Source organism: Citrobacter sp. HN-141 (assembly GCF_033341895.1).
Taxonomy (GTDB): Bacteria; Pseudomonadota; Gammaproteobacteria; order Enterobacterales; family Enterobacteriaceae; genus Citrobacter.
The window spans coordinates 1-26191 of the sequence record NZ_JAWPBF010000031.1; the positions used below are offsets into that span (position 1 = coordinate 1).

A 26191-nucleotide genomic window follows, 5' to 3' on the forward strand; every position below is an offset into this window, starting at 1 on the left:
TTTTTCTCTTCAACCGAACCGGCTGTTTGTGTGAAGTGATTCACATCCGCCGTGTCGATGGAGGCGCATTATAGGGATCCCATTTTTTAGCACAAGTGTTTTTTGGATCTTTTTTGCCGAATGTTTGTTTTTCACTCCTTTCGCTACATTCCTGTGCAATTTGGCTGATTTTTGATAACTAAATCACTTGCGCAGTCTCAATAATCCAACCAAAGTCTTCATTACCGCCCTATTTTCATTGAGGTAAACATGTCTGATGTACTGCGTCCTTATATGGATCTTTTCCCACAGATCGGCAAACGCGTCATGATCGATAGTAGTAGTGTTGTCATTGGCGATGCTCGTCTGGCTGATGATGTCGGGATTTGGCCACTGGTTGCGATTCGTGGCGACGTGAACTACGTACAGATTGGCGCCCGTACAAACATTCAGGATGGCAGCGTGCTGCATGTCACGCATAAATCCACATCTAATCCGCAAGGTAATCCTCTGATCGTCGGCGAGGATGTGACTGTAGGTCATAAAGTCATGCTGCACGGTTGCATCATTGGCAACCGCGTTTTAGTCGGTATGGGATCGATTTTGCTGGATGGCGTAGTAGTAGAAGATGACGTCATGATCGGAGCGGGAAGTCTGGTCCCGCAAAACAAGCGCCTGGAGAGCGGATATCTGTATCTGGGAAGCCCGGTTAAACAAATCCGCCCACTAACTGATGAAGAGAAAGCAGGCCTACAGTACTCTGCTAACAACTACGTGAAGTGGAAAGATGAGTATTTAGGTCAGGATAACCACACCCAACCTTGATCATCTTCCTGCTGGGCCTGGATCAATGCTTCAGCCTCTTCTTCCAGATCCCAGCGATATTCGCGAAAAGTTTCAAGCCACTGTTCAGGCGTGTCGCCGCCAAAGCGATGCGCCAGCGTCTCTCCTTTTATGGCACATTTCAGCTGCATACCATGAACCATCGCCGGGAAGACGACGGAATTAATATCCGCTACCCACTCTTCCCTATCAGAGAATTGAATCGCCTGATTCATGCAGAAAGTTCCTGTTGCAGTGTTTTAATCACAGGCTCAATCTCCGGTAGTACACCATGCCAGAGCAAAACAGCATGTGCCGCTTGCCCCACCAGCATTCCCAAACCATCGGCACAATGTTTTGCACCATGTGATACACACCAGGAAAGGAACGGGGTATTCCCCTTTTGGTAGAACATGTCGTAGCAATAAACCGAAGAATGAATAAGCGATGCAGGAATGGCTGGAACATCACCGCTAATACCACTGGACGTTGCGTTGATGATCAGATCGAAGGTGTAATTATCCAGCTCATCCATTCCCACCGCCTGAACGCTGCCGGTGTGGGAGAAGAGCTGCGCCAACTCTTCAGCACGTGAGGCTGTACGATTAACAATAGTCACCGCGCAATCCATCGAGAGGAGAGGCAACAACACACCACGGGACGCTCCACCAGCCCCAATCAACAGTATGCGAGACCCGGGATGAATGAAAGACAAACGCTCAAGATCGCTAAGCAGGCCGATGCCATCGGTGTTATCACCCAGTAAACGCCCATCCTCCAGCCGTTTTAGGGTATTGACCGCCCCAGCCAGCGATGCCCGTTCTGTGAGTTCATCAGCACGCGCAAACGCCTCTTCTTTAAAGGGAACGGTAACATTAGCCCCTTTCCCCCCATCAGCAAAAAAGGCATTGAGCGTATTCACAAAGTTATTGATGGGCGCCAGCACCCGACCATAAGAGTGATCAATCTTCAGCTGCCGGGCAAATTGCTGATGAATAAAAGGCGACTTGCTGTGCGCTACCGGATTACCAAAAACAGCATAGGCTTCTTTCATATTACCCCTGTCGAAACTGTTCACCCGTCAAAGCATCTCTGATTTCCGAGGGATTCAAACGCCCGCCGGTATTACCTTCAACCACTGGAAAATCTTCCCCGAACTGCGCTCGGACTTCCTCTACCGTTCTGCAGGGTGGCAGTCCACTCAGATTGGCACTAGTAGAAACTAATGGCTTGCCATAAGCCTGGCACAATGCAACCACCAGCGGGTGATCCGTGACGCGCACGGCGAGCGAATCAAAACGACCGGTCAGCCAACGCGGCGTTGTCACAGGTGCCGGGAAAACGAAGGTGACAGGGCCAGGCCAGCGCGCGAAAACAGCCTCACGTTGAGCATCAGTGAGCATGCTGTCATCAATATACGGTTTGAGTTGATCAAAGTTTGCCGCAATCAAAATCAAACCTTTATCTATTGGACGTTGTTTGAGTTCCAACAGACGCGTTACCGCCGTTTCACTGTCAGGATCACACCCGACACCAAAAACAGCTTCTGTTGGATAAGCGATGACATTTTCTTGTTGCAGAACCTCTATCGCGGCAGCGATGGGGTCCATGGGCAGGTTTTTATTCACTTTTTTATTCCGCCGGGATCGGCTTTCCACATTGTTTACTGGCACAGAAATGCTTCACACCCTGCGCGGTTTTCTTTTCGATGAGTAGCGGATAGTGGCACTCTGGACACTCTCCGGCTAACGGTTTGAAGTTAATGACAAACTGACATTCCGGATAGCGATCGCAGGAGTAGAAGGTTTTGCCATAACGTGAACGCCGCTGAACCAAATGGCCCGTCTGGCATTGGGGGCATACTATTGCGGTTTCATCAGGCTTATCGATAAGCTCAGTGTGATCGCAGGCAGGGTAATCACTGCACCCAATAAACATACCGAATCGTCCCTGCCTCAGCACCAGTTCAGCGCCACATGCAGGGCAGAATTTACCCTCCAGAACTTTGACTATATGTCCGTCCGCAGATGATTTCAGCGGACGGACATAATCGCATTCTGGATAGTGTGAGCAACCGAGAAACGGGCCGTGTTTCCCGGAACGAATAACCAGTTCAGCCCCACATTGTGGGCAGGGCTCGTTTTTACTCACCGTAAACAGTGCTGATTTAGCCATAACAACTCATACTAAATGAAGATTGATTAATGCAGCATACCTTCATTCACTTCAAAGAGTAATTCTTCCATTTGCTGATAGGCATTTTCGCAGCCTGGAATGTTGAACAGAACCATCAGGATCACCCACTTCAGGTCTTCCAGATCAAACTCAGCCGTATCCAGCGCAAGTACGCGCTCTATTACCATTTCTCGCGTTTCGAGGTTTAGCACCTGAATCTGCTCCAGGAATAGCAGGAACCCCCGACAGCTCGCATCCAGCCGATCGCACTCTTCTGTAGTATAAATACGTACAGAGAGAGGATCTGATGCAAGCTGCATAGGTTCGGCAAGGCCGTCCTGATAATCAGCAAGCTTTTCCAGCCACAGTAACGCGTTGTAGATGTCTTCACGATCAAAACCAGCGTCGGTGAGATCCCGTTCCAGTTTGTCCTGATCCACACGCAGCTCAGCTTCGTTATGGATATATGTCTCAAACAAATACATTAGTACGTCGAACATGGCTTGCCCTCCTCAATCGGACATAGCCGCCGGGTACAGCTGCGATCCATCCTGCTAACTCCAGTTCGAGCAGTTGAGCCACTACCTCTGGCACAGGTTGGCCGGCACGTTCAGCGACGACGTCAACAGGTGTTACCTCATCTCCTACGTTAGCCAGGAGCTCTGAAAATGGCAATGCCACCTCTTCGTGATCCGGCGAATAAATTGATTTTTCAGGCTCATCTGGCAGCCATTGCAGCCCATATTGCAAACTTTCCAGTATTTCCTCTGGTGCCGTCACAAGCATGGCTCCCTGCTGAATGAGCCAATGGGGGCCTTCACTTCCCGGGCTTCCTATCGGTCCAGGCAAAGCAAAAACCTCCCGCCCTTGTTCCAGCGCACAGCGTGCAGTGACTAATGAGCCACTACGCTGTGCCGCTTCAACAACCAGTACTCCCTTACTTAGACCACTAATAATACGATTTCGTCGGGGAAAATTACGCGGTAAAGGGAGCATATCCAAAGGAAACTCGGACACCAGCGCGCCCCCGGCCTCTATCAAGCTTTCAGCAAGACGAACATGTCGCCGTGGATATATGGTTTCCAGACCATTTCCCAGTACCGCAATACTGGCCCCGTGTGTATTTATCGCTGCAGTATGCGCCACACCGTCAATCCCTTTAGCCAGTCCGCTAGTGATCGTCACACCACATGCTGCAAGCTTTTCACAGAACAACCGCGCCCATCGTTCGCCATACCAGGAGTACTGCCGACTGCCGACAACAGCAACTTGAAATGAGTGAAGACACTCAGGGCGACCGGCAATGAAAAGTACGCCAGGGTAATCCTCAATAGCACGCAGCTGTGGCGGAAAATACTTGCTGTCGGCAAAAACCAGATGATGATGGGGTAACTCAAGCCAACGCAGCGTTTTTTCCAGTGACGGCTCAGAAAAAGCCAGAAAACGTTCGATCTGGCGAGGAGTGAGCCCTGCATGCCTAAGTATCGTATTGTTAATACTCGGTTGAGCAATAAGCCAGTGAGCAGTGCGCACCATCTCATCACCATACAGTTCATTCACTTGTGCTAAACGTAACCAAATCTCAATATGGGTCATCCCTGTTCCCCTGCCACAAGCAGTCCTGGCAATCTTTGCGATTGGTCACTGATGCTGTCAATCAGAGCGGGTTTTGTCTAGAATAGAGGTAATAATCTTTCCAATTCCTGAACACAACTCTGGATAACTATGTCAGTTTTGCAAGTGTTACATATTCCGGACGAGCGTCTTCGCAAAGTCGCAAAGCCGGTTGAAGAAGTGAATGCAGAAATTCAGCGTATCGTTGATGATATGTTCGAAACGATGTACGCCGAAGAAGGTATCGGTCTGGCCGCAACACAGGTCGATATTCATCAGCGCATCATTGTTATTGATGTCTCTGAAAACCGTGACGAGCGTCTGGTACTCATTAACCCAGAGCTGCTGGAGAAAGACGGCGAAACGGGCATTGAAGAAGGCTGCCTGTCGATTCCTGAACAACGTGCGTTAGTACCGCGCGCTGAAAAAGTAAAAATTCGTGCGCTCGATCGCGACGGCAAGCCTTTTGAACTGGAGGCCGATGGCCTGTTGGCTATATGCATCCAACATGAAATGGATCACCTGGTCGGTAAACTGTTTATCGATTATCTGTCTCCGTTGAAGCAACAACGTATTCGTCAGAAAGTTGAAAAACTCGACCGCCTGAACGCCCGAGCTTAAGGACAAGAATCAACGTGTCAGACTCACTACGTATTATTTTTGCGGGTACACCTGACTTTGCAGCGCGTCATCTCGACGCGCTGTTGTCTTCTGGACATAACGTCGTTGGGGTGTTTACCCAACCGGACCGCCCTGCGGGACGTGGTAAAAAGCTGATGCCCAGCCCGGTGAAAGTACTGGCGGAAGAAAAAGAGATACCCGTTTTCCAGCCTGTATCTCTTCGTCCCCAGGAAAACCAACAACTGGTTTCTGATCTGCACGCAGATGTAATGGTGGTGGTGGCATATGGCCTGATTCTGCCAAAAGCCGTACTGGATATGCCGCGTCTGGGCTGTATCAACGTTCACGGTTCACTGCTTCCACGTTGGCGTGGAGCCGCGCCGATCCAGCGTTCATTGTGGGCAGGCGACACCGAAACCGGTGTAACCATCATGCAGATGGATGTCGGTCTGGACACTGGCGATATGCTGCATAAACTGTCCTGCCCAATTACGGCAGAAGATACCAGCGGTTCGTTATACGACAAGCTTGCAAATTTAGGGCCTCAGGGGCTGATTGAAACGCTAAAACAGCTGGCTGCCGGCACGATAAAACCAGTAGTACAAGATGAATCACTGGTTACGCATGCAGAAAAACTCAGCAAAGAAGAGGCCCGTATCGACTGGTCGCTTTCGGCTATTCAATTGGAACGCTGCATCCGCGCCTTTAACCCGTGGCCAATGAGCTGGCTTGAAATCGACGGTCAGCCAGTGAAAGTCTGGCAAGCTTCGGTTATTGCTGTAAACACCCAGGCCGAGCCAGGCACCATTCTTGAGGCGACAAAGCAGGGTATCCAGGTCGCAACAGGCGACGGCATCCTGAATCTCATCGCTTTACAGCCTGCTGGCAAGAAAGCGATGAGCGCACAGGATCTACTCAATTCGCGTCGGGAGTGGTTTGTGCCCGGAAATCGTCTGATCTGACGGTTCATCTCTTTTAAAGCCCGGAGCCTCCGGGCATTTTTATTTTTGCGCTTATGAAAAAACATCTTAATTTACGCAGTATGGCGGCCCAGGCTGTCGAACAGGTTGTCGAAAAGGGCCAATCGTTGAGTAACGTGCTGCCCGCCATGCAGCAAAAAGTCGCCGACAAAGATAAGGCGCTGTTGCAGGAGCTTTGCTTCGGCGTCTTACGTACGCTCTCCCAACTGGAGTGGATGATTCAACAGTTGATGGAACGCCCGATGACAGGCAAACAGCGCACGGTCCACTATCTGATTATGGTTGGCTTCTACCAGCTTTTGCATACTCGTATTCCGCCACATGCTGCGCTTGCTGAAACCGTCGAAGGTGCAGTCGTTATCAAGCGACCTCAGCTAAAAGGGCTAATTAACGGCGTATTACGCCAGTTTCAGCGCCGCCAGGAAGAGTTGCTCACCGAATTTGCACAAAGCGAACTGCGTTTTTTACACCCTTCATGGCTGGTCAAACGCATCAAGAATGCCTATCCGCAGCAGTGGGAAACGATTCTTGCAGCCAATAACCAGCGACCGCCGATGTGGCTACGTGTAAACCGCAACCACCACTCTCGTGATGAGTGGCTGAAATTGCTAAATGACGCAGGCCTCACCGGTTTCCCACACCCGAACTATCCTGACGCAGTCCGCCTGGAAACGCCGACCTCAGTGATGGCGCTACCGGGTTTTGAGCAGGGTTGGGTTACCGTTCAGGATGCTTCAGCCCAGGGCTGCGTCAGCTATCTGCAACCGCAGAATGGTGAGCAAATCCTCGATCTGTGCTGTGCACCGGGCGGTAAAACCACTCACATTCTGGAAGTTGCCCCGCAAGCTCATGTGATGGCTGTTGATGTCGATGAAAAACGTCTGTCGCGTGTCTATGACAACCTGAAACGCCTCGGCATGAAGGCAACCGTTAAACAGGGCGATGGTCGTTTCCCTGAGCAATGGTGCGGCGAGCAGTTGTTCGATCGCATTTTGTTAGATGCTCCGTGCTCTGCCACTGGGGTCATCCGCCGCCATCCCGATATAAAGTGGTTGCGTCGCGACCGGGATATTGCCGAACTTGCGCAGTTGCAGGCAGAAATACTTAATGCGACATGGGCACATCTGAAACCGGGTGGCACGCTGGTGTATGCAACCTGTTCTATTTTACCTGAAGAGAACCAACAGCAAATCTCTGCCTTCCTGGCACGAACGCCAGACGCTCTATTAAGTGAAACGGGTACGCCGGAACAACCTGGGCGTCAGAATTTACCGGGTGCAGAAGAAGGCGACGGTTTCTTTTACGCTAAGCTAATCAAGAAGTGATGAAATAACGGGTCGCAACTGATGAAAATTATCATTCTGGGCGCAGGACAAGTTGGCGGTACGTTGGCTGAGAACCTGGTCGGAGAGAACAACGATATCACCGTAGTCGATACCAATGGTGAGCGTCTGCGCAGTCTGCAGGACAAGTTTGATCTCCGCGTTGTGCAAGGCCATGGTTCCCATCCCCGTGTGCTGCGTGAGGCCGGAGCTGACGACGCCGATATGCTGGTTGCAGTGACCAGCTCAGATGAAACCAATATGGTTGCTTGCCAGGTCGCATACTCACTCTTTAATACCCCCAATCGTATCGCCCGAATTCGCTCGCCGGATTATGTCCGCGATGCAGATAAACTGTTCCAGTCTGACGCAGTGCCTATCGACCATCTGATTGCGCCAGAGCAGCTGGTCATCGATAGCATTTACCGACTAATTGAGTACCCAGGTGCGTTGCAGGTGGTAAATTTTGCCGAAGGTAAGGTCAGTCTGGCGGTGGTCAAAGCCTATTACGGCGGACCATTGATCGGCAATGCACTGTCGACAATGCGCGAGCATATGCCACACATCGATACCCGCGTTGCGGCGATATTCCGTCATGACAGGCCAATCCGCCCGCAGGGTTCCACCATTGTTGAAGCAGGTGATGAAGTGTTCTTTATTGCAGCTTCACAGCACATTCGTGCCGTAATGAGTGAACTTCAGCGTCTGGAAAAACCCTACAAGCGTATTATGTTAGTGGGGGGCGGTAATATCGGTGCTGGTCTGGCCCGGCGTCTGGAAAAAGATTACAGCGTCAAACTGATCGAGCGCAATCAACAACGGGCATCCGAGCTTGCGGAGAAATTGCAAAATACGATCGTCTTTTTCGGCGATGCCTCGGATCAAGAGCTGCTGGCTGAAGAACATATTGATCAAGTTGATCTTTTTATCGCGGTAACCAACGACGATGAAGCTAACATTATGTCGGCCATGCTCGCCAAACGCATGGGCGCCAAGAAAGTTATGGTGCTTATCCAGCGTAAGGCATATGTTGATCTGGTCCAGGGCAGCGTGATTGATATTGCAATTTCACCGCAACAGGCCACCATATCTGCACTACTGAGCCATGTGCGCAAAGCTGATATTGTCGGCGTTTCTTCGCTGCGGCGCGGTGTTGCGGAAGCGATTGAAGCTGTCGCGCACGGGGATGAAACGACATCACGAGTTGTCGGTCGCGCAATAGACGAAATTAAACTTCCACCCGGTACCATTATTGGTGCGGTAGTGCGAGGTAACGACGTGATGATAGCCAATGACAACCTGCGTATTGAGCAGGGTGATCACGTTATAATGTTCCTGACAGACAAAAAGTTTATTACTGACGTCGAACGGCTATTCCAGCCAAGCCCCTTCTTCCTGTAAATATTTGGGCGCTTATATAGCGCCCATTTTATTTCCCTTTACTTTTCATGGTCTAATAAATTTTCCTTTCAGCAATACATAAATGGAAAATGTCTTAACATTTGTTAAACTTATAAACGTCAGCTGCATAGGGAGAATAAAATGAGCATTATTAAAGAGTTTCGCGAATTCGCGATGCGCGGGAATGTTGTCGATTTGGCAGTGGGTGTCATTATTGGTGCGGCATTCGGTAAGATTGTTTCATCACTGGTTGCCGATATCATCATGCCGCCGCTGGGGTTGTTAATTGGTGGGATCGATTTTAAACAGTTTGCTTTGACATTGCGCGATGCGCAGGGAGACATCCCAGCTGTCGTTATGCATTACGGTGTATTTATTCAGAACGTCTTTGATTTCATTATTGTGGCGTTTGCTATCTTTATGGCGATCAAACTGATCAACAAACTGAATCGTAAAAAAGAGGAAGAACCTGCAGCACCACCGGCTCCCTCTAAAGAAGAAGTATTGTTAAGTGAAATTCGTGACCTACTGAAAGAACAGAATAATCGTTCTTAAACGCTCACTGAAACAAGAAGGCCAGTGGTAAAAAAGTGATTCACTTTCTTGCCACTGGCCTCCCAGTTACCCCGATTGCCATGTTTACCTTTACGCAGATAACTCCCTTTCCCTTTTTTATTCTTCTCAACACGCTGCCTGAAAAGTGGATCATGCAGTAGCGCCTCAATGGCGTTGTCCTTTATCTGCCCTTTGGTATGCTGATAACGGCTCATAATATCTCCAGTTTATGGTAATAATTTACGCCGCGAGTGTAGACCCGCCCGTTCAATAAATCAACAACCTGTTGTCGTGCCACTGGCACCTTGTTCAAGCGCCTCCAGAATAGAACAGTAGACGCTGCTGTGTGCCTTGCCGCAGCATGCATCATTCAATCGCTGCAGCGATCGTTGCATCGTTTGAAGTTCGGCTATACGGGCTTCGACTTCCTGCAATCGTTCCTGGACGATCCCTTTTGATTCCTGACAGGTATGGTGTTCCGGATCGACACGGATCGAAAGCAATTCACGGATAGACTCCAACGTGAAACCTAGCTGTCGCGCGTAACGAATAAACTTCAGCCGTTGCAGATCGCTTTCTGTATAGAGCCGAAATCCGCCTTCAGTACGAACTTCATGCTCCATCATCTGCTGCTTTTCATAGTAGCGGATAGTATCCGGCGTCACGTCGGCCAGCTTCGCTAATTCACCAATCCGGTACATACGTCCTCCGCTATTCATCATTAATTTTATGCAGTAGTTTATCTGCGTATTCACCACGTAGAAACTCGGTGCTGAGTCCAGCCTGCCGAAGTTTGAGTTCAAGTAGCGACAGGCGTCGACTCACATCCTGATAACGAGGGTCATCCTGGCGAATACCTGCAAGTATATCAAGCAACTGCATCGCCTCTCTGCGTTGTTCAAGCTCAGGAGGAAGGCACCCAGAGTTTTTTAATAAACGGTACCCGGCCCGAAGCTCCGGCGGAACATGGGAGTCATCGTCAAGAGTCAGCGGTTCACCCGTTCCAGGTAAATCATCAAACTCACCTTTAGATTGTGCATCAATAATATGGCGCTCTGCCCACTGGTCCAGTAACCACATACAACACCCCAGGGGATGAACAAAAAGAGTACAGATATTGTAGATAAGTGGGGATATGACGGATATAAAAAAACCCGCCGAGGCGGGTTTTTTTACGTTACTACAGATTACTCTGCAGCAGCTTCTGTTTTCTCTGAACGATCAACCAGCTCGATGTATGCCATCGGCGCGTTGTCGCCTGCACGGAAGCCACACTTCAGAATGCGAGTGTAACCACCGGCGCGGCTCGCAAAACGCGGGCCCAGTTCGTTAAACAGTTTTGCCACGATCTCGTTATCACGAGTACGGGCGAATGCCAGACGACGATTAGCTACGCTATCAGTCTTGGCAAGAGTAATCAGCGGCTCAACTACGCGACGCAGCTCTTTCGCTTTCGGCAGAGTCGTCTTGATGATTTCATGACGAACCAGTGAACCTGCCATATTGCGGAACATAGCCTGGCGATGGCTGCTGTTGCGGTTCAGTTGACGACCACTCTTACGATGGCGCATGACCTTATCCTTCTCAGTAAAACCTTAACCTGTGATCCGGTTACTCGTCAGCGATGCTTGCCGGTGGCCAGTTTTCCAGGCGCATGCCCAGAGACAGTCCACGGGAAGCCAGCACGTCTTTAATCTCTGTAAGAGATTTTTTACCAAGGTTAGGCGTCTTAAGAAGCTCAACCTCAGTACGCTGTACCAGATCACCGATATAGTGGATAGCTTCTGCTTTGAGGCAGTTAGCAGAGCGGACAGTCAATTCCAGATCGTCAACAGGGCGCAGCAGGATCGGATCGAATTCTGGTTTCTCTTCTTTAACTTCCGGCTGACGTACATCACGTAAGTCAACGAAAGCTTCAAGTTGTTCAGCCAGAATGGTTGCCGCACGACGAATCGCCTCTTCAGGATCGATTGTGCCGTTGGTTTCCATTTCGATGACCAGCTTGTCCAGGTCGGTACGCTGTTCTACACGCGCTGCTTCAACATTGTAGGCAATACGCTCTACAGGGCTGTAGCATGCGTCGACCAGCAGACGGCCGATTGGGCGCTCATCTTCTTCCGAATGAATTCGGGTAGAAGCCGGCACATAACCACGACCGCGCTGAACTTTGATACGCATGCTAATAGATGCATTCTCATCGGTCAGGTGGCAGATCACGTGCTGTGGCTTGACGATTTCGACATCCCCATCATGGGTAATGTCGGCTGCAGTCACAGGGCCAATGCCAGATTTATTCAAGGTAAGAATAACGTCATCTTTACCCTGAACTCTCACCGCCAGCCCTTTCAGGTTGAGCAGGATTTCCAGGATATCTTCCTGAACGCCTTCTTTGGTGCTGTACTCATGTAGTACACCATCAATCTCAACCTCGGTCACCGCGCAACCCGGCATCGATGAGAGCAGAATACGGCGCAGTGCGTTACCCAAAGTATGGCCAAAGCCACGCTCTAAAGGCTCAAGGGTCACCTTGGCGTGCGTCGAACTCACTTGCTCGATATCTACCAGGCGCGGTTTTAGAAACTCTGTCACAGAACCCTGCATTGTGTCCTCTCTTTGGTACTAAGCTTTACTTGGAGTAAAGCTCGACGATCAGGTGTTCGTTAATGTCCGCAGACAGATCAGAACGCTCCGGCTTACGCTTGAACGTGCCTTCCATCTTGCCAGCATCAACTTCCAGCCAGGTTGGCTTTTCACGCTGCTCAGCCAGCTCCAGAGCGGCTTTCACGCGAGACTGCTTCTTCGCTTTCTCACGAATGCTAACAACGTCATTCGGACTAACCTGATAAGAAGCGATGTTAACAACACGACCGTTTACCATAATTGCTTTATGGCTGACCAGCTGACGTGCTTCAGCACGAGTGGCACCGAAGCCCATACGGTATACAACGTTGTCCAGACGACCTTCCAGCAGACCCAACAGGTTTTCACCGGTGTTGCCTTTCAGACGTGCTGCTTCTTTGTAGTAGTTACGGAACTGACGCTCCAGCACACCGTAGATACGGCGAACTTTTTGCTTTTCACGCAACTGCACACCATAGTCAGACAGACGCGGTTTACGCGCACCGTGCTGGCCAGGAGCTTGTTCAATTTTACACTTGGTATCGATCGCGCGAACGCCAGACTTAAGGAATAAGTCAGTGCCCTCACGACGGCTCAGCTTGAGCTTAGGACCCAAATATCTTGCCATTTTCTTTCTCCAACAATCCTAGAAACGACAGCGTTATACGCGACGTTTTTTCGGCGGACGACAACCGTTATGAGGGATCGGAGTCACATCAGTAATATTAGTGATGCGGAAACCAGCGGCGTTCAGAGCACGAACAGTAGATTCGCGACCTGGACCCGGTCCTTTGACCATAACTTCCAGATTCTTGATACCGTATTCTTTTACGGCTTCAGCGCAACGCTCTGCTGCAACCTGAGCTGCAAACGGAGTGGATTTGCGAGAACCACGGAAACCGGAACCACCGGCTGTTGCCCAACCCAGTGCGTTACCCTGACGATCAGTAATGGTAACGATGGTGTTGTTAAAAGAAGCATGGATATGAGCCACGCCGTCAGAGACTTGTTTTCTTACACGTTTACGTGCACGAATTGGTGCCTTTGCCATTATTCAATCACCCCGATTATTTCTTGATCGGTTTGCGCGGACCCTTACGGGTACGTGCGTTGGTCTTGGTACGCTGACCGCGAACCGGGAGACCACGACGATGACGCAAACCGCGATAGCAACCAAGGTCCATAAGGCGCTTGATGCTCATGCTAACTTCACGGCGCAGATCACCTTCAACGACAAATTTGGCAACTTCGTCACGCAGCGTGTCGATTTGTTCTTCAGACAGCTCACTGATCTTAACATCTTCAGCGATACCCGCGGCAGCCAGAATGGCTTTAGAACGGGTCTTGCCGACGCCGTAGATCGAAGTTAATGCGATCACAGCATGTTTCTGATCAGGAATGTTAATGCCTGCTATACGGGCCACTATGCACTCCTACTATTTAATATGTACGCACCATGCTGAAAAGCCCGTTTTCAGGATACTCAAATGGAAACGCACAGACATACAAAAGATTGGCTGGCTAATCTAGCCAGCTCAACCCAACTTTGCAAGAAAAATATGCGAATAAATCAGCCTTGGCGCTGTTTATGCTTCGGCTCGGCACTGCAAATCACACGGATGACACCATCACGCTTAACGATTTTGCAGTTACGGCATAATTTCTTGACGGAAGCACGAACTTTCATTTTTACTCTCCGTAACTTCTCGGGCGACTGTTAACGGCCGTAGCCTTTCAGATTCGCCTTCTTCAATGCAGACTCGTACTGACTAGACATCATCAGAGTTTGCACTTGAGCCATAAAGTCCATAATCACGACAACAACGATAAGCAGTGAGGTCCCACCGAAGTAGAACGGTACTTTCATTGCATCACGCATGAACTCCGGGATCAGGCAGATAAAGGTAATGTAGAGCGCACCAACCAGAGTCAGGCGGGTCATTACTTTATCGATATACTTCGCCGTTTGCTCTCCCGGACGAATTCCTGGTACAAATGCACCGGACTTCTTCAGGTTATCTGCTGTTTCACGCGGGTTGAAAACCAACGCCGTGTAGAAGAAACAGAAGAAGATGATTGCAGACGCATAGAGTAACACATAAAGCGGTTGCCCAGGCTGCAAATACAGCGAAATTGTTGTCAGCCAGTTCCAACCAGTCCCGCCCCCGAACCATGACGCGATAGTTGCCGGGAACAGAATAATACTGGAAGCGAAGATTGCCGGGATTACCCCCGCCATGTTCACTTTCAGCGGTAAATGTGTGCTCTGTGCAGCATAGACACGACGACCCTGCTGACGTTTCGCGTAGTTTACCACAATACGGCGTTGACCACGCTCAACAAATACAACAAAGAACGTCACTGCAAATACTAATACTGCAACCAACAGCAACACGAGGAAGTGCAGGTCGCCTTGACGCGCTTGCTCGATAGTATGGGCAATGGCTGGCGGGAGTCCCGCGACAATACCGGCGAAGATAATGATTGAGATACCGTTGCCGATACCACGTTCAGTAATCTGTTCACCCAACCACATCAGGAACATCGTCCCTGTAACCAGACTTACAACAGCGGTGAAATAGAATGCAAAGCCTGGATTCATCACCAGGCCCTGCATACCAGGCATATTCGGCAGACCGGTAGCAATACCGATCGACTGGAATATTGCCAGCACCAGAGTACCGTAGCGGGTGTACTGGCTGATCTTACGACGACCAGACTCCCCTTCTTTCTTAATTTCTGCCAGCGTTGGATGAACCACCGTCAGCAGCTGGATAATGATCGACGCCGAAATATACGGCATGATCCCCAGAGCAAAGATAGAAGCACGGCTGAGAGCACCACCAGAGAACATGTTAAACATTTCAATGATGGTGCCTCGCTGTTGCTCAAGCAGTTTGGCAAGTACAGCGGCATCAATACCAGGGATCGGAATGAAAGAGCCAATACGGAACACAATCAGCGCGCCGATTACAAACAGCAGTCTGCGTTTCAGCTCGCCTAAGCCACCTTTGGCACTTTGAAAATCTAATCCCGGTTGTTTAGCCATCTGCTACTTATTCCTCGATTTTACCGCCAGCAGCTTCGATAGCAGCACGAGCGCCTTTAGTAACACGCAGACCACGAACAGTTACCGGAGTCGTTACTTCACCAGCCAGGATCACTTTCGCAAACTCGATCTGGATACCGATAATGTTAGCCGCTTTCAGCGTGTTCAGGTCTACAACACCGCCTTCAACTTTAGCCAGGTCAGACAGACGAACTTCGGCTGTAATTGCTGCTTTACGTGAAGTGAAGCCGAATTTCGGCAGACGACGGTACAGAGGCATCTGACCACCCTCGAAACCGCGACGTACGCCACCGCCAGAACGAGACTTCTGACCTTTGTGACCACGACCACCGGTTTTACCGAGGCCAGAACCGATACCACGACCCAGGCGGCGAGCCGCTTTTTTAGAGCCTTCGGCCGGAGACAGAGTATTTAAACGCATCTCTTACTCCTCAACTTTAACCATGAAGGAAACCGCGTTGACCATACCACGAACAGCAGGAGTATCCTCGCGCTCTACGGTGTGACCAATACGACGCAGACCCAGGCCAAGCAGCGTTGCCTTGTGTTTCGGCAGACGACCGATTGCACTGCGGGTTTGAGTAATTTTAATAGTCTTTGCCATGGTTTATTTCCCCAGAATTTCTTCAACGGATTTACCACGCTTGGCAGCGACCATTTCCGGAGATTTCATATTTTCCAGACCATCGATAGTTGCACGAACCACGTTAATCGGGTTAGTGGAACCATACGCTTTAGCCAGAACGTTACGAACTCCAGCGACTTCCAGAACGGCGCGCATTGCACCACCGGCGATGATACCGGTACCTTCGGAAGCCGGCTGCATGAATACACGAGAACCCGTGTGAGTACCCTTAACCGGGTGCTGCAGGGTGCCGTGGTTCAGCGCGACGTTAATCATATTGCGACGGGCTTTTTCCATCGCTTTCTGGATCGCTGCTGGAACTTCACGCGCTTTACCGTAACCAAAACCAACGCGACCGTTACCATCACCAACTACAGTCAGAGCTGTGAAGGAGAAAATACGACCACCTTTAACGGTTTTAGATACGCGGTTAACCGCGATCAGCTTTTCCTGCAGTTCGCCAGCTTGTTTTTCGATGTGAGCCATCTTACACCTCTACCTTAGAACTGAAGGCCAGCTTCACGGGCAGCATCTGCCAGTGCCTGGACACGACCATGATATTGGAACCCGGAACGGTCAAAAGAAACATCTTTGATGCCTTTTTCCAGAGCGCGTTCAGCAACAGCTTTACCTACAGCTGCAGCAGCGTCTTTGTTACCGGTGTACTTCAATTGTTCAGCGATAGCTTTTTCTACAGTAGAAGCAGCTACCAGAACTTCAGAACCGTTCGGTGCAATTACCTGTGCGTAAATATGACGCGGGGTACGATGTACCACCAGGCGAGTTGCACCCAGCTCCTGGAGCTTGCGGCGTGCGCGGGTCGCACGACGGATACGAGCAGATTTCTTATCCATAGTGTTACCTTACTTCTTCTTAGCCTCTTTGGTACGCACGACTTCGTCGGCGTAACGAACACCCTTGCCTTTATAAGGCTCAGGACGACGGTAGGCGCGCAGATCTGCTGCAACCTGACCGATCAGCTGTTTATCAGCGCCTTTCAGCACGATTTCAGTCTGAGACGGACATTCTGCAGTGATTCCCGCAGGCAGCTGATGGTCAACTGGGTGAGAGAAACCTAAAGCCAGGTTTACTACATTCCCTTTAACCGCTGCACGATAACCTACACCAACCAGCTGAAGCTTCTTAGTGAAGCCTTCGGTAACACCGACAACCATTGCATTCAGCAGGGCACGCGCGGTACCAGCCTGAGCCCATCCATCTGCGTAACCATCACGCGGACCGAAGGTCAGTGCATTATCTGCATGATTTACTGCAACAGCATCGTTGAGAGTACGAGTCAGCTCGCCGTTTTTACCTTTGATCGTAATAACCTGACCGTTGATTTTTACATCAACGCCGGCAGGAATAACGACCGGTGCTTTAGCAACACGAGACATTTTTTCCTCCGATTAGGCTACGTAGCAGATAATTTCGCCACCAAGACCAGCCTGGCGCGCTGCACGATCAGTCATAACACCTTTAGAGGTAGAAACAACTGCGATACCCATGCCAGCCATAACTTTCGGCAGCTCGTCTTTACGCTTATAAATGCGCAGACCTGGGCGACTGACACGCTGAATGCTTTCTACAACAGCTTTACCCTGGAAATACTTGAGAGTAAGTTCCAGTTCCGGCTTGGTGTCGCCTTCAACTTTAAAATCTTCAATAAAACCTTCTTCCTTCAGCACGTTGGCAATTGCCACTTTCAGCTTGGAGGAAGGCATGGTGACCGCAGCTTTATTCGCGGCCTGACCGTTACGGATACGGGTCAGCATATCCGCGATCGGATCTTGCATGCTCATCTGTCTTTACTCCCGTGATTCAATTGGTAATTACCAGCTAGCCTTTTTCAAGCCTGGTACTTCACCGCGCATGGCGGCTTCACGCAGTTTGATACGGCTCAACCCGAACTTGCCCACATAGCCATGCGGACGACCTGTTTGACGGCAGCGGTTACGCTGACGGGACGGGCTGGAATCACGCGGCAGAGACTGCAGCTTGAGAACTGCGTTCCAACGATCTTCGTCGGTCGCGTTCACATCAGAGATAATAGCTTTCAGTTCAGCGCGTTTTGCGAAGTACTTATCAGCTAAAGCTACGCGCTTTACTTCGCGTGCTTTCATTGATTGCTTAGCCATTCAGTAACCCTACCTTACTTGCGGAACGGGAAGTCAAAGGCAGCCAGCAGAGCACGGCCTTCTTCGTCAGATTTCGCAGTAGTGGTAATGGTAATATCCAAACCACGCACGCGGTCGACTTTATCGTAGTCGATTTCTGGGAAGATGATCTGCTCACGGACACCCATGCTGTAGTTACCACGACCGTCGAAAGACTTAGCGGACAAGCCACGGAAGTCACGGATACGTGGAACAGCAATAGTGATCAGGCGCTCAAAGAACTCCCACATGCGTTCGCCACGCAGAGTTACTTTACAGCCGATCGGATAGCCCTGACGGATTTTGAAGCCTGCAACTGATTTGCGTGCTTTGGTGATCAGCGGTTTTTGACCGGAGATTGCTGTCAGGTCAGCTGCTGCGTTATCCAGCAGTTTCTTGTCAGCGATCGCTTCACCAACACCCATGTTCAGGGTGATCTTCTCGACCCGAGGGACTTGCATGACAGAATTGTAGTTAAACTCAGTCATGAGTTTAGCGACTACTTCGTCTTTGTAGTAATCATGCAGTTTCGCCATCGTACTACTCCAAATTACTTGATAGTTTCGCTGTTAGACTTGAAGAAACGGACTTTTTTGCCGTCTTCGAATCTAAAGCCTACACGGTCAGCCTTGCCGGTTGCCGCGTTGAAGATAGCAAGGTTAGAGATCTGAATAGCTGCTTCTTTCTCTACGATGCCGCCTGGTTGGTTCAGGGCCGGGACCGGCTTCTGATGTTTCTTAACCAGGTTGATACCTTCAACAATGACCTTGCCGGAAGACAGGACATTTTTTACTTTACCGCGTTTACCTTTATCTTTACCGGTTAACACGATAACTTCGTCATCACGACGGATCTTCGCTGCCATGATTCGCTCCTTAGAGTACTTCTGGTGCCAGAGAGATAATTTTCATGAACTTCTCGTTACGAAGTTCACGAGTTACCGGCCCAAAAATACGCGTACCGATAGGTTGCTCGCTGTTATTGTTTAAAATAACGCATGCATTACCATCGAAGCGAATGACAGAACCGTCCGGGCGACGAACACCCTTCTTGGTGCGCACCACTACCGCCTTCAGCACATCACCTTTTTTGACCTTACCACGCGGAATTGCTTCCTTGATGGTGATCTTGATGATATCGCCGACGCCTGCGTAGCGACGGTGCGAGCCACCCAGAACCTTGATACACATTACGCGACGTGCACCGGAGTTGTCGGCGACGTTCAGCATAGTCTGTTCTTGGATCATTTTAGTGCTCCGCTAATGTCAACTACTACTGAGACCCGAAAATCAGGTCGTTAAAAAGCCCCATATCGGGGGCGCGGCATTATAACACCGCTTAAACGATATGGGTAGAAAAAATAAACGGCTCATCGCTGAGCCGTTTATTCGTTGAGAATGCCTACTGTATTACAGAACAGCTTTCTCTACAACGCGAACCAGCGTCCAGGACTTAGTCTTGGACAGCGGACGGCATTCGCGGATTTCAACCACGTCACCAGTACCGCATTCGTTGTTCTCGTCATGTACGTGCAGTTTGGTCGTACGCTTAATGAATTTACCGTAGATCGGGTGTTTCACAAAACGTTCGATAGCAACAACGATGGATTTCTCCATTTTATCGCTAACAACGCGACCTTGCAGAGTACGGATTTTATCGGTCATTACGCACCCGCCTTCTCAGTCAGTAAAGTCTTAACGCGTGCGACATCACGACGCACTTGCTTCAACAGGTGAGACTGTTGCAGCTGGCCACTTGCAGCCTGCATACGCAGGTTGAACTGCTCACGCAGCAGATTCAGCAGCTCGGTGTTCAGCTCTTCAACACTCTTCTCACGCAGCTCTTTTGCTTTCATTACATCACCGTCTTAGTTACAAAGGTGGTTTTAATCGGCAGTTTCGCTGCTGCCAGCTTGAATGCTTCACGGGCCAGCTCTTCCGGTACGCCGTCCATTTCATACAGGACTTTACCCGGCTGAATCAAGGCAACCCAATACTCCACGTTACCTTTACCTTTACCCATACGCACTGCCAGCGGCTTTTCAGTGATCGGTTTGTCCGGGAATACACGGATCCAGATCTTACCTTGACGCTTAACTGCACGGGTCATAGCACGACGTGCTGCTTCGATCTGACGGGCAGTCAGACGACCACGGCCAACAGCTTTCAGACCGAAGCTGCCGAAGCTAACATCCGTACCCTGCGCCAGACCGCGGTTACGGCCTTTGTGCATTTTACGGAATTTTGTACGCTTTGGTTGTAACATCAGCGACGCTCCTTATTTACGGCCTTTACGCTGCTGCTTTTTAGGTTGCGCAGCCGGTTTTTCCGGTTGTTCAACAGCAGCCATACCACCCAGGATCTCGCCTTTGAAGATCCACACTTTAACGCCGATTACACCGTAAGTGGTGTGCGCTTCAGAGGTGTTGTAGTCGATGTCAGCACGCAGAGTGTGCAGAGGTACGCGACCTTCGCGGTACCATTCGGTACGTGCGATTTCCGCGCCGCCCAGACGGCCGCTAACTTCAACTTTGATACCTTTAGCGCCCAGACGCATTGCGTTCTGTACAGCACGCTTCATAGCACGACGGAACATAACACGACGTTCCAGCTGAGAAGTGATGCTGTCAGCAACCAATTTTGCGTCCAGTTCAGGCTTACGCACTTCGGCGATATTGATCTGAGCAGGAACGCCAGCAATATCCGCTACGACTTTGCGCAGTTTTTCTACGTCTTCGCCTTTCTTACCGATAACGATACCCGGGCGAGCAGTGTGAATGGTCACACGGATGCTCTTAGCCGGACGCTCGATAACGATACGAGATACAGACGCTTTCGCCAGTTCCTTAGTCAGGTACTGACGTACTTTAAAATCGCTGTCCAGGTTGTCAGCGAATTCTTTGGTGTTCGCAAACCAGGTTGAGTTCCATGGTTTTACAATACCCAGGCGAATACCATTAGGATGTACTTTCTGACCCATTGCTAGTCTCCAGAGTCTCAGCGATCGGACACAACCACAGTAATGTGGCTGGTGCGCTTCAGGATGCGATCTGCACGACCTTTTGCACGCGGCATAATGCGCTTCATGCTCGGGCCTTCGTCTACGAAAATTTTCGTAACTTTCAGATCGTCAATGTCAGCGCCATCGTTGTGTTCAGCGTTAGCAATGGCAGATTCCAGGACTTTCTTAACCAGTACAGCCGCTTTCTTATTGGTGTAGGTCAGAATATCAAGGGCCTGCGACACTTTCTTACCGCGAATCAGGTCTGCAACAAGGCGAACCTTCTGAGCAGAAGAACGAGCATGGCGATGTTGAGCTAAAGTTTCCATCTCTTCCTCCTACCTTATTTCTTCTTCGCTTTTTTATCAGCAGCGTGGCCGCGATAAGTACGAGTCGGTGCGAATTCACCCAGTTTGTGACCGACCATTTCGTCGGAAACAAATACCGGAACGTGCTGACGACCATTATGGACAGCGATGGTCAAACCGATCATGTTAGGAAAGATCGTTGAACGACGGGACCAAGTGCGCAGGGGCTTCTTGTCTCCGCTTTCCACCGCTTTCTCTACCTTCTTCAGCAAGTGCAGGTCAATAAAAGGACCTTTCTTGAGAGAACGTGGCATGGCTTATCCTCTAAAATTATTTGCTACGGCGACGTACGATGAATTTATCAGTACGCTTGTTGCTGCGGGTCTTCTTACCTTTGGTCTGAACGCCCCACGGAGTTACCGGGTGCTTACCAAAGTTACGACCTTCACCACCACCATGTGGGTGGTCGACTGGGTTCATCGCAGTACCGCGAACGGTAGGACGAACACCACGCCAGCGTGCAGCACCTGCTTTACCCAGAACGCGCAGCATATGCTCAGCATTGCCAACTTCGCCCAGAGTTGCACGGCAGTCTGCTTCGACTTTACGCATTTCACCAGAACGCAGACGCAGGGTGACATAAGCACCATCACGAGCAACGATCTGAACGTAAGTACCAGCGGAACGTGCCAGCTGACCGCCTTTACCTGGTTTCATTTCTACGTTATGAACGGTAGAACCAACCGGGATATTGCGCATCGGCAGGGTGTTACCTGCTTTGATTGCAGCATCAACGCCAGATTGAACCTGGTCGCCAGCTTTCAGGCCTTTAGGGGCCAGAATGTAACGGCGTTCACCGTCTTTGTACAGAACCAGCGCGATGTTCGCGGAACGGTTCGGATCGTACTCAAGACGTTCAACAACTGCCGGGATACCGTCTTTGTTGCGTTTGAAGTCAACAATACGATAAGCCTGCTTGTGACCACCACCGATGTGACGAGTGGTGATGCGGCCATTGTTGTTACGACCACCGGATTTGCTGTTTTTTTCAACCAGCGGAGCAAAAGGTTTGCCCTTGTGCAGCTCTGGGTTGACCACTTTAACAACGTGGCGACGACCCGGAGATGTCGGTTTACATTTAACAACTGCCATTGTATTACTCCTCCGACTTACTCAGCGCCGCCGACGAAGTCCAGATTCTGGCCTTCCTTCAGGGTGACGTAAGCTTTTTTCCAGTCGCTACGACGACCGATACGCTGTCCGTGACGTTTAACTTTCCCTTTAACTACCAGGGTGTTAACGACTTCGACTTCGACTTCAAACAGTTTCTGCACAGCAGCTTTGATTTCTGCTTTGGTCGCGTCTTTAGCAACTTTGAGAACGATGGTGTTAGTTTTTTCCATCGCAGTAGACGCTTTTTCAGAAACGTGCGGTGCGCGCAGCACTTTCAGCAGACGTTCTTCACGAATCATGCCAGCATCTCCTCAACTTGCTTAACAGCATCAGCAGTCATTACGACTTTGTCGAAGGCGATCAGGCTAACCGGGTCGATACCAGTTGCATCGCGTACGTCAACCTTGTGCAGGTTGCGCGCAGCCAGGAACAGGTTTTCGTCCAGCTCACCGGTGATGATCAGCACATCTTCCAGAGCCATGTCTTTCAGTTTCTGTGCCAGCAGCTTAGTTTTAGGCGCTTCTACAGAGAATGATTCGACAACGATCAGACGATCCTGACGTACCAGTTCGGACAGAATGCTTTTCAGCGCGCCGCGGTACATCTTTTTGTTAACTTTTTGACTGTGGTCCTGCGGGCGAGCAGCGAAGGTCACGCCACCTGAACGCCAGATCGGGCTCTTGATAGAACCTGAACGCGCACGGCCGGTACCTTTCTGGCGCCACGGCTTTTTGCCTGAACCAGTTACTTCAGCACGAGTCTTCTGAGCACGAGTACCCTGACGAGCACCAGCTGCATAAGCAACAACAACCTGGTGAACCAGCGCTTCGTTGAAATCACGACCGAAGGTAGTTTCGGAAACAGTCAGCGCGCTCTGCGCGTCTTTCAATACTAATTCCATTGCTATCCCCTTACGCCTTCACAGCTGGTTTAACGATCAGGTCGCAACCGGTCGCACCCGGAACACCACCTTTAACCAGCAGCAGGTTGCGCTCAGCGTCAACACGTACTACGTCCAGGCTCTGAACAGTGACACGTTCGTTGCCCAGCTGACCTGCCATTTTCTTGCCTTTGAACACTTTGCCCGGAGTCTGGTTCTGACCGATAGAACCCGGAACGCGGTGAGACAAGGAGTTACCGTGAGTCGCGTCCTGGGTACGGAAGTTCCAGCGCTTAACGGTACCAGCGAAACCTTTACCTTTAGAGGTACCGGTTACGTCAACTTTTTTAACGTCAGTAAACAGTTCAACGCTAATGTTCTGACCAACGGTGTATTCTTCACCATCTGCCAGACGGAACTCCCACAGGCCGCGGCCAGCTTCTACGCCAGCTTTAGCAAAGTGGCCAGCTTCCGGCTTAGTTACGCGGTTAGCTTTTTTAGCACCGGTGGTAACCTGAACAGCGCGATAGCCATCGTTAGCCAGATCTTTAACCTGAGTAACGCGGTTTGCTTCAACTTCGATAACGGTTACTGGGATAGATACGCCATCTTCAGTGAAGATGCGGGTCATACCCACTTTTTTACCGACTAAACCAATCATTGTATCAACCTCTCAATCGCTCGATGACCTGATTAACCCAGGCTGATCTGCACGTCTACACCGGCAGCCAGGTCCAGACGCATCAGAGCATCAACGGTTTTTTCAGTTGGCTCAACGATGTCAACCAGACGCTTGTGAGTACGGATCTCGTACTGATCACGCGCGTCTTTGTTGACGTGCGGGGAGATCAGAACGGTGAAACGCTCTTTGCGGGTCGGCAGCGGGATCGGACCACGAACCTGCGCACCAGTGCGCTTGGCAGTCTCGACGATTTCCGCGGTTGATTGATCGATCAGACGATGATCAAACGCTTTCAAACGGATACGGATTCTTTGGTTCTGCATGAGACCAGAGCTCCAATTATTTTATAGACGAAATAGTTACTCCTCAAACCCATTACGATTGATGGGAGAGTGTAACCGTTCTTACAGAGTTCCCCAATTGGGAACATTGTCTGGTATTGCTTTCGCAGTACCGGTGGCTCATATCGAACCGCTGTCAATATTAGACAAGCCCGCGCATTATACGTAAATCTCAGTCTTAAGCAAGTGCCGTGTAGATATTAATCACTCTTACGCAGATGCGAGTGCTGTTCCACTCTGATTGTCTGCACTTTCACGCGGCGTAAATTCCCTGGAAAGACGTCAGCAAAATGGATATTCGGGCATTGTGCAGTTAGCGCTACTTGCCTGAGAGTCTCCTCTTTCTCGCACCGGATTAGGACATGAATACTGAACTTCCCTTTTTGCTAATTTATATCTCTCTATCCGGACTGCTTGGGGTTCAGGATTTGCGTACTGGCCTATTGCCCGACAAATTCACCTGCCCCCTTCTCTGGAGTGGTCTTCTTTTTCATCAATGTTGCAACCCCACACAGTTGTCCGATGCACTTTGGGGTGCCATTGCAGGATATGGTGTATTTTCTTTGTTCTATTGGGGATACCGCCTGGCATGGCACCAGGAAGGATTAGGCTATGGGGACGTAAAATTCCTCGCCGCACTTGGCGCGTGGCATCGATGGGACTCATTACCCCTGTTGATCTTATTTGCCGCCGGGCTGGCTTGCTGCATGACAGGCGTAGCATTTATAACGCATGGAAAAAGGAAACTAAAAAACCCGCTGCCTTTTGGGCCATATCTGGCGGCTGCGGGTTTTGTTGTTGGCTGGCTAAATCTGATACAGGGCGGTTAGTTACTGACCTTAATTTGCGATTGCAGATAATTTTGCAATCCAAGTTTTCCAATCAGATCCAACTCCGTTTCGAGCCAATCGATATGCCCTTCTTCTTCGGTCAGAATCTCAATCATCATGTCCCGACTAACATAGTCATGAACGCTATCGGCATAAGCAATGGCTTCGCGTAAATCTTTCGCACCATCAAGCTCGAGTCGAAGATCTGATTGCAGCATCTCTTCAACATCTTCACCAATCCCCAACTTACCGAGATCTTGTAAGTTTGGGAGACCTTCTAAGAATAAAATACGCTCAATGTATTTATCAGCGTGTTTCATCTCATCGATTGATTCATGGTACTCAACATCATTGAGGCGAGTCAGTCCCCAGTTTTTAAACATACGGGCATGGAGAAAATACTGGTTGATTGCGACAAGCTCATTTCCCAATAGTTTATTGAGATAATTTATGATTTTAACATCACCTTTCATTTTATAGTCCCTCCGCTTCCACTCTTAGAGCGTAGATGGGGCTACAGGGATGTCAAAAAAAAGAGTGTGACTTAGGCGATCTCTTTAAATTCTGGCATTTGCGTTAATTCATCCTGCATGACTTCACGCGCAGCACGAATGCACTTACCGCACTGATTTCCAACAGGAATAAACTTACGTAATTGCTGAAAAGACTGAGGATGAAACTGGCGAACAGCCTGACGAATTTTTTTATCACTTATCGCATTACACAAACAAACGTACATGATCGCTCCCGTTCAATTTCTGCGCAAAGTGTAAATGAGAATAGTTATGATTACAATAGCACAACGCTATTTACGCGATGGAAGAATGAACAAAAAATGCGAACAAATATGACAACGGTTAAATCACAAGTAGCAAAAAGGGCGCCTTAGCGCCCTTTTTAAGCTCAAAGCTAATTAATAAATAATTAGCTCATTACTTTAGCAACAACGCCCGCACCTACAGTACGGCCGCCTTCACGGATTGCGAAACGCAGACCGTCGTCCATCGCGATCGGGTGGATCAGGGTAACAACCATTTT

47 protein-coding genes are annotated in these 26191 nt (G+C 49.9%); 7 read left to right on the forward strand and 40 right to left on the reverse strand.

Annotated elements, in window-relative coordinates:
• The first annotated feature begins 249 nt into the window (after positions 1 to 249).
• A complete protein-coding gene (locus tag RYZ59_RS23305) occupies positions 250 to 804 on the forward strand; it encodes a gamma carbonic anhydrase family protein (protein WP_318050950.1) in 555 nt (184 codons plus the stop codon).
• Here the strand turns inward: RYZ59_RS23305 and RYZ59_RS23310 are convergent.
• Genes RYZ59_RS23310 through dprA form a run of 6 tightly spaced genes read right to left on the reverse strand, consistent with a single transcriptional unit; the run spans position 780 to position 4572 of the window.
• Positions 780 to 1037: a DUF1488 domain-containing protein gene (locus RYZ59_RS23310; RefSeq protein ID WP_318050952.1), complete on the reverse strand. Its 258-nt coding sequence runs from the start codon at positions 1035 to 1037 to the stop codon at positions 780 to 782. The two genes, RYZ59_RS23305 and RYZ59_RS23310, sit on opposite strands and share 25 nt — an antisense overlap.
• Entirely contained in the window at positions 1034 to 1855 is an 822-nt protein-coding gene (gene aroE, locus RYZ59_RS23315; protein ID WP_202037593.1) for a shikimate dehydrogenase, read from the reverse strand. Before aroE ends, RYZ59_RS23310 begins: the two co-directional genes overlap by 4 nt.
• A 1-nt stretch (position 1856) precedes the next feature.
• Positions 1857 to 2429, reverse strand: a complete 573-nt coding sequence (tsaC, locus tag RYZ59_RS23320; RefSeq protein WP_318050954.1) for an L-threonylcarbamoyladenylate synthase type 1 TsaC — start codon at positions 2427 to 2429, stop codon at positions 1857 to 1859.
• Between the two features lie 4 nt (positions 2430 to 2433).
• Complete coding sequence (locus RYZ59_RS23325; RefSeq protein WP_318050956.1) at positions 2434 to 2976, reverse strand: type I DNA topoisomerase; 543 nt, start codon at positions 2974 to 2976, stop codon at positions 2434 to 2436.
• A 26-nt stretch (positions 2977 to 3002) separates the two neighbouring features.
• A complete protein-coding gene (gene smg / locus RYZ59_RS23330; RefSeq protein ID WP_318050958.1) occupies positions 3003 to 3476 on the reverse strand; it encodes a DUF494 family protein Smg in 474 nt (157 codons plus the stop codon).
• Positions 3448 to 4572, reverse strand: a complete 1125-nt coding sequence (gene dprA, locus RYZ59_RS23335) for a DNA-protecting protein DprA (protein ID WP_202037591.1) — start codon at positions 4570 to 4572, stop codon at positions 3448 to 3450. Before dprA ends, smg begins: the two co-directional genes overlap by 29 nt.
• Before the next feature lie 129 nt (positions 4573 to 4701).
• Here dprA and def point away from each other — a divergent pair, with 129 nt between their 5' ends.
• The 5 genes from def (at position 4702) to mscL (ending at position 9469) form a co-directional block, all read left to right on the forward strand.
• Positions 4702 to 5211: a peptide deformylase gene (gene def, locus RYZ59_RS23340; protein WP_040232019.1), complete on the forward strand. Its 510-nt coding sequence runs from the start codon at positions 4702 to 4704 to the stop codon at positions 5209 to 5211.
• A gap of 14 nt (positions 5212 to 5225) precedes the next feature.
• Complete coding sequence (gene fmt / locus RYZ59_RS23345; RefSeq protein ID WP_137383640.1) at positions 5226 to 6173, forward strand: methionyl-tRNA formyltransferase; 948 nt, start codon at positions 5226 to 5228, stop codon at positions 6171 to 6173.
• A gap of 53 nt (positions 6174 to 6226) precedes the next feature.
• Complete coding sequence (gene rsmB / locus RYZ59_RS23350; protein WP_318050963.1) at positions 6227 to 7516, forward strand: 16S rRNA (cytosine(967)-C(5))-methyltransferase RsmB; 1290 nt, start codon at positions 6227 to 6229, stop codon at positions 7514 to 7516.
• A gap of 21 nt (positions 7517 to 7537) precedes the next feature.
• Entirely contained in the window at positions 7538 to 8914 is a 1377-nt protein-coding gene (gene trkA / locus RYZ59_RS23355) for a Trk system potassium transporter TrkA (protein WP_137383642.1), read from the forward strand.
• 141 nt (positions 8915 to 9055) lie between these two features.
• The gene (gene mscL, locus RYZ59_RS23360; RefSeq protein ID WP_137383643.1) at positions 9056 to 9469 is read left to right on the forward strand and encodes a large-conductance mechanosensitive channel protein MscL; all 414 of its coding nucleotides are present in this window, start codon (positions 9056 to 9058) and stop codon (positions 9467 to 9469) included.
• On the opposite strand, the gene arfA is transcribed toward mscL, so the two are convergent.
• The 31 genes from arfA to rpsJ all read right to left on the reverse strand — a co-directional run bounded on the left by arfA (position 9466) and on the right by rpsJ (position 24305).
• Positions 9466 to 9684, reverse strand: a complete 219-nt coding sequence (gene arfA / locus RYZ59_RS23365; RefSeq protein ID WP_040232015.1) for an alternative ribosome-rescue factor ArfA — start codon at positions 9682 to 9684, stop codon at positions 9466 to 9468. The genes mscL and arfA overlap by 4 nt on opposite strands.
• Before the next feature lie 60 nt (positions 9685 to 9744).
• On the reverse strand, positions 9745 to 10170 hold the full coding sequence (zntR, locus tag RYZ59_RS23370; protein WP_137383644.1) for a Zn(2+)-responsive transcriptional regulator: 426 nt from the start codon (positions 10168 to 10170) through the stop codon (positions 9745 to 9747).
• Positions 10171 to 10180: 10 nt separating this feature from the next.
• Entirely contained in the window at positions 10181 to 10549 is a 369-nt protein-coding gene (locus RYZ59_RS23375; RefSeq protein ID WP_202037588.1) for a DUF1992 domain-containing protein, read from the reverse strand.
• Between the two features lie 107 nt (positions 10550 to 10656).
• The gene (gene rplQ, locus RYZ59_RS23380) at positions 10657 to 11040 is read right to left on the reverse strand and encodes a 50S ribosomal protein L17 (protein ID WP_001216370.1); all 384 of its coding nucleotides are present in this window, start codon (positions 11038 to 11040) and stop codon (positions 10657 to 10659) included.
• A gap of 40 nt (positions 11041 to 11080) precedes the next feature.
• The gene (locus tag RYZ59_RS23385) at positions 11081 to 12070 is read right to left on the reverse strand and encodes a DNA-directed RNA polymerase subunit alpha (RefSeq protein ID WP_003031139.1); all 990 of its coding nucleotides are present in this window, start codon (positions 12068 to 12070) and stop codon (positions 11081 to 11083) included.
• 25 nt (positions 12071 to 12095) lie between these two features.
• Positions 12096 to 12716 (reverse strand): 30S ribosomal protein S4, encoded by a 621-nt coding sequence (gene rpsD / locus RYZ59_RS23390; protein WP_003031138.1) that lies wholly within the window; start codon positions 12714 to 12716, stop codon positions 12096 to 12098.
• Positions 12717 to 12749: 33 nt separating this feature from the next.
• Positions 12750 to 13139: a 30S ribosomal protein S11 gene (gene rpsK / locus RYZ59_RS23395; protein ID WP_003031137.1), complete on the reverse strand. Its 390-nt coding sequence runs from the start codon at positions 13137 to 13139 to the stop codon at positions 12750 to 12752.
• Positions 13140 to 13155: 16 nt separating this feature from the next.
• Positions 13156 to 13512, reverse strand: coding sequence for a 30S ribosomal protein S13 (rpsM, locus tag RYZ59_RS23400; protein WP_003031135.1), 357 nt, complete (start codon positions 13510 to 13512; stop codon positions 13156 to 13158).
• Between the two features lie 146 nt (positions 13513 to 13658).
• Positions 13659 to 13775 carry a 50S ribosomal protein L36 gene (rpmJ, locus tag RYZ59_RS23405; RefSeq protein WP_000868187.1) on the reverse strand — a complete coding sequence of 39 codons (117 nt, stop codon included), beginning with the start codon at positions 13773 to 13775 and terminating at the stop codon, positions 13659 to 13661.
• Between the two features lie 30 nt (positions 13776 to 13805).
• Entirely contained in the window at positions 13806 to 15137 is a 1332-nt protein-coding gene (secY, locus tag RYZ59_RS23410) for a preprotein translocase subunit SecY (protein ID WP_001118864.1), read from the reverse strand.
• A 7-nt stretch (positions 15138 to 15144) separates the two neighbouring features.
• Positions 15145 to 15579 (reverse strand): 50S ribosomal protein L15, encoded by a 435-nt coding sequence (rplO, locus tag RYZ59_RS23415; RefSeq protein WP_003031132.1) that lies wholly within the window; start codon positions 15577 to 15579, stop codon positions 15145 to 15147.
• Positions 15580 to 15582: 3 nt separating this feature from the next.
• On the reverse strand, positions 15583 to 15762 hold the full coding sequence (gene rpmD, locus RYZ59_RS23420) for a 50S ribosomal protein L30 (protein ID WP_001140434.1): 180 nt from the start codon (positions 15760 to 15762) through the stop codon (positions 15583 to 15585).
• Between the two features lie 3 nt (positions 15763 to 15765).
• Entirely contained in the window at positions 15766 to 16269 is a 504-nt protein-coding gene (gene rpsE / locus RYZ59_RS23425; protein WP_003031131.1) for a 30S ribosomal protein S5, read from the reverse strand.
• A 14-nt stretch (positions 16270 to 16283) separates the two neighbouring features.
• Positions 16284 to 16637, reverse strand: coding sequence for a 50S ribosomal protein L18 (rplR, locus tag RYZ59_RS23430; protein WP_000358960.1), 354 nt, complete (start codon positions 16635 to 16637; stop codon positions 16284 to 16286).
• A 9-nt stretch (positions 16638 to 16646) separates the two neighbouring features.
• Positions 16647 to 17180, reverse strand: a complete 534-nt coding sequence (rplF, locus tag RYZ59_RS23435; protein WP_003031129.1) for a 50S ribosomal protein L6 — start codon at positions 17178 to 17180, stop codon at positions 16647 to 16649.
• Positions 17181 to 17192: 12 nt separating this feature from the next.
• Positions 17193 to 17585, reverse strand: a complete 393-nt coding sequence (rpsH, locus tag RYZ59_RS23440) for a 30S ribosomal protein S8 (RefSeq protein ID WP_003031127.1) — start codon at positions 17583 to 17585, stop codon at positions 17193 to 17195.
• Positions 17586 to 17615: 30 nt separating this feature from the next.
• Complete coding sequence (rpsN, locus tag RYZ59_RS23445; RefSeq protein WP_003031125.1) at positions 17616 to 17921, reverse strand: 30S ribosomal protein S14; 306 nt, start codon at positions 17919 to 17921, stop codon at positions 17616 to 17618.
• Between the two features lie 14 nt (positions 17922 to 17935).
• Positions 17936 to 18475 (reverse strand): 50S ribosomal protein L5, encoded by a 540-nt coding sequence (gene rplE, locus RYZ59_RS23450; protein WP_003031123.1) that lies wholly within the window; start codon positions 18473 to 18475, stop codon positions 17936 to 17938.
• A 14-nt stretch (positions 18476 to 18489) separates the two neighbouring features.
• Complete coding sequence (gene rplX / locus RYZ59_RS23455; RefSeq protein ID WP_003031122.1) at positions 18490 to 18804, reverse strand: 50S ribosomal protein L24; 315 nt, start codon at positions 18802 to 18804, stop codon at positions 18490 to 18492.
• A gap of 10 nt (positions 18805 to 18814) precedes the next feature.
• Positions 18815 to 19186, reverse strand: coding sequence for a 50S ribosomal protein L14 (gene rplN / locus RYZ59_RS23460; RefSeq protein ID WP_000613954.1), 372 nt, complete (start codon positions 19184 to 19186; stop codon positions 18815 to 18817).
• A 162-nt stretch (positions 19187 to 19348) separates the two neighbouring features.
• Positions 19349 to 19603: a 30S ribosomal protein S17 gene (gene rpsQ / locus RYZ59_RS23465; protein WP_003031120.1), complete on the reverse strand. Its 255-nt coding sequence runs from the start codon at positions 19601 to 19603 to the stop codon at positions 19349 to 19351.
• Complete coding sequence (rpmC, locus tag RYZ59_RS23470) at positions 19603 to 19794, reverse strand: 50S ribosomal protein L29 (RefSeq protein WP_000644742.1); 192 nt, start codon at positions 19792 to 19794, stop codon at positions 19603 to 19605. The genes rpsQ and rpmC overlap by 1 nt, the downstream gene beginning before the upstream one ends.
• A complete protein-coding gene (gene rplP / locus RYZ59_RS23475; RefSeq protein ID WP_000941212.1) occupies positions 19794 to 20204 on the reverse strand; it encodes a 50S ribosomal protein L16 in 411 nt (136 codons plus the stop codon). Before rplP ends, rpmC begins: the two co-directional genes overlap by 1 nt.
• A gap of 12 nt (positions 20205 to 20216) precedes the next feature.
• A complete protein-coding gene (rpsC, locus tag RYZ59_RS23480; RefSeq protein WP_000529945.1) occupies positions 20217 to 20918 on the reverse strand; it encodes a 30S ribosomal protein S3 in 702 nt (233 codons plus the stop codon).
• Positions 20919 to 20935: 17 nt separating this feature from the next.
• Positions 20936 to 21268 carry a 50S ribosomal protein L22 gene (gene rplV / locus RYZ59_RS23485; RefSeq protein ID WP_000448832.1) on the reverse strand — a complete coding sequence of 111 codons (333 nt, stop codon included), beginning with the start codon at positions 21266 to 21268 and terminating at the stop codon, positions 20936 to 20938.
• A gap of 14 nt (positions 21269 to 21282) precedes the next feature.
• Entirely contained in the window at positions 21283 to 21561 is a 279-nt protein-coding gene (gene rpsS, locus RYZ59_RS23490) for a 30S ribosomal protein S19 (protein ID WP_001138115.1), read from the reverse strand.
• A 16-nt stretch (positions 21562 to 21577) separates the two neighbouring features.
• On the reverse strand, positions 21578 to 22399 hold the full coding sequence (gene rplB, locus RYZ59_RS23495; protein WP_016154746.1) for a 50S ribosomal protein L2: 822 nt from the start codon (positions 22397 to 22399) through the stop codon (positions 21578 to 21580).
• 17 nt (positions 22400 to 22416) lie between these two features.
• Complete coding sequence (gene rplW, locus RYZ59_RS23500) at positions 22417 to 22719, reverse strand: 50S ribosomal protein L23 (RefSeq protein ID WP_000617546.1); 303 nt, start codon at positions 22717 to 22719, stop codon at positions 22417 to 22419.
• Complete coding sequence (gene rplD, locus RYZ59_RS23505) at positions 22716 to 23321, reverse strand: 50S ribosomal protein L4 (protein ID WP_003031119.1); 606 nt, start codon at positions 23319 to 23321, stop codon at positions 22716 to 22718. Before rplD ends, rplW begins: the two co-directional genes overlap by 4 nt.
• A gap of 10 nt (positions 23322 to 23331) precedes the next feature.
• A complete protein-coding gene (gene rplC, locus RYZ59_RS23510; protein ID WP_318050966.1) occupies positions 23332 to 23961 on the reverse strand; it encodes a 50S ribosomal protein L3 in 630 nt (209 codons plus the stop codon).
• A gap of 32 nt (positions 23962 to 23993) precedes the next feature.
• A complete protein-coding gene (gene rpsJ, locus RYZ59_RS23515; RefSeq protein ID WP_001181005.1) occupies positions 23994 to 24305 on the reverse strand; it encodes a 30S ribosomal protein S10 in 312 nt (103 codons plus the stop codon).
• Positions 24306 to 24685: 380 nt separating this feature from the next.
• Here rpsJ and RYZ59_RS23520 point away from each other — a divergent pair, with 380 nt between their 5' ends.
• Positions 24686 to 25153 (forward strand): A24 family peptidase, encoded by a 468-nt coding sequence (locus RYZ59_RS23520; protein ID WP_318050968.1) that lies wholly within the window; start codon positions 24686 to 24688, stop codon positions 25151 to 25153.
• Here RYZ59_RS23520 and bfr read toward each other — a convergent pair.
• The 3 genes from bfr to RYZ59_RS23535 form a co-directional block, all read right to left on the reverse strand.
• On the reverse strand, positions 25150 to 25626 hold the full coding sequence (bfr, locus tag RYZ59_RS23525; protein ID WP_318050970.1) for a bacterioferritin: 477 nt from the start codon (positions 25624 to 25626) through the stop codon (positions 25150 to 25152). The two genes, RYZ59_RS23520 and bfr, sit on opposite strands and share 4 nt — an antisense overlap.
• Positions 25627 to 25697: 71 nt before the next feature.
• Complete coding sequence (gene bfd / locus RYZ59_RS23530; protein WP_003031111.1) at positions 25698 to 25892, reverse strand: bacterioferritin-associated ferredoxin; 195 nt, start codon at positions 25890 to 25892, stop codon at positions 25698 to 25700.
• A 185-nt stretch (positions 25893 to 26077) separates the two neighbouring features.
• Positions 26078 to 26191 (reverse strand): hypothetical protein (locus tag RYZ59_RS23535; protein WP_183129199.1); only part of this gene is annotated, 114 nt, incomplete at its 5' end.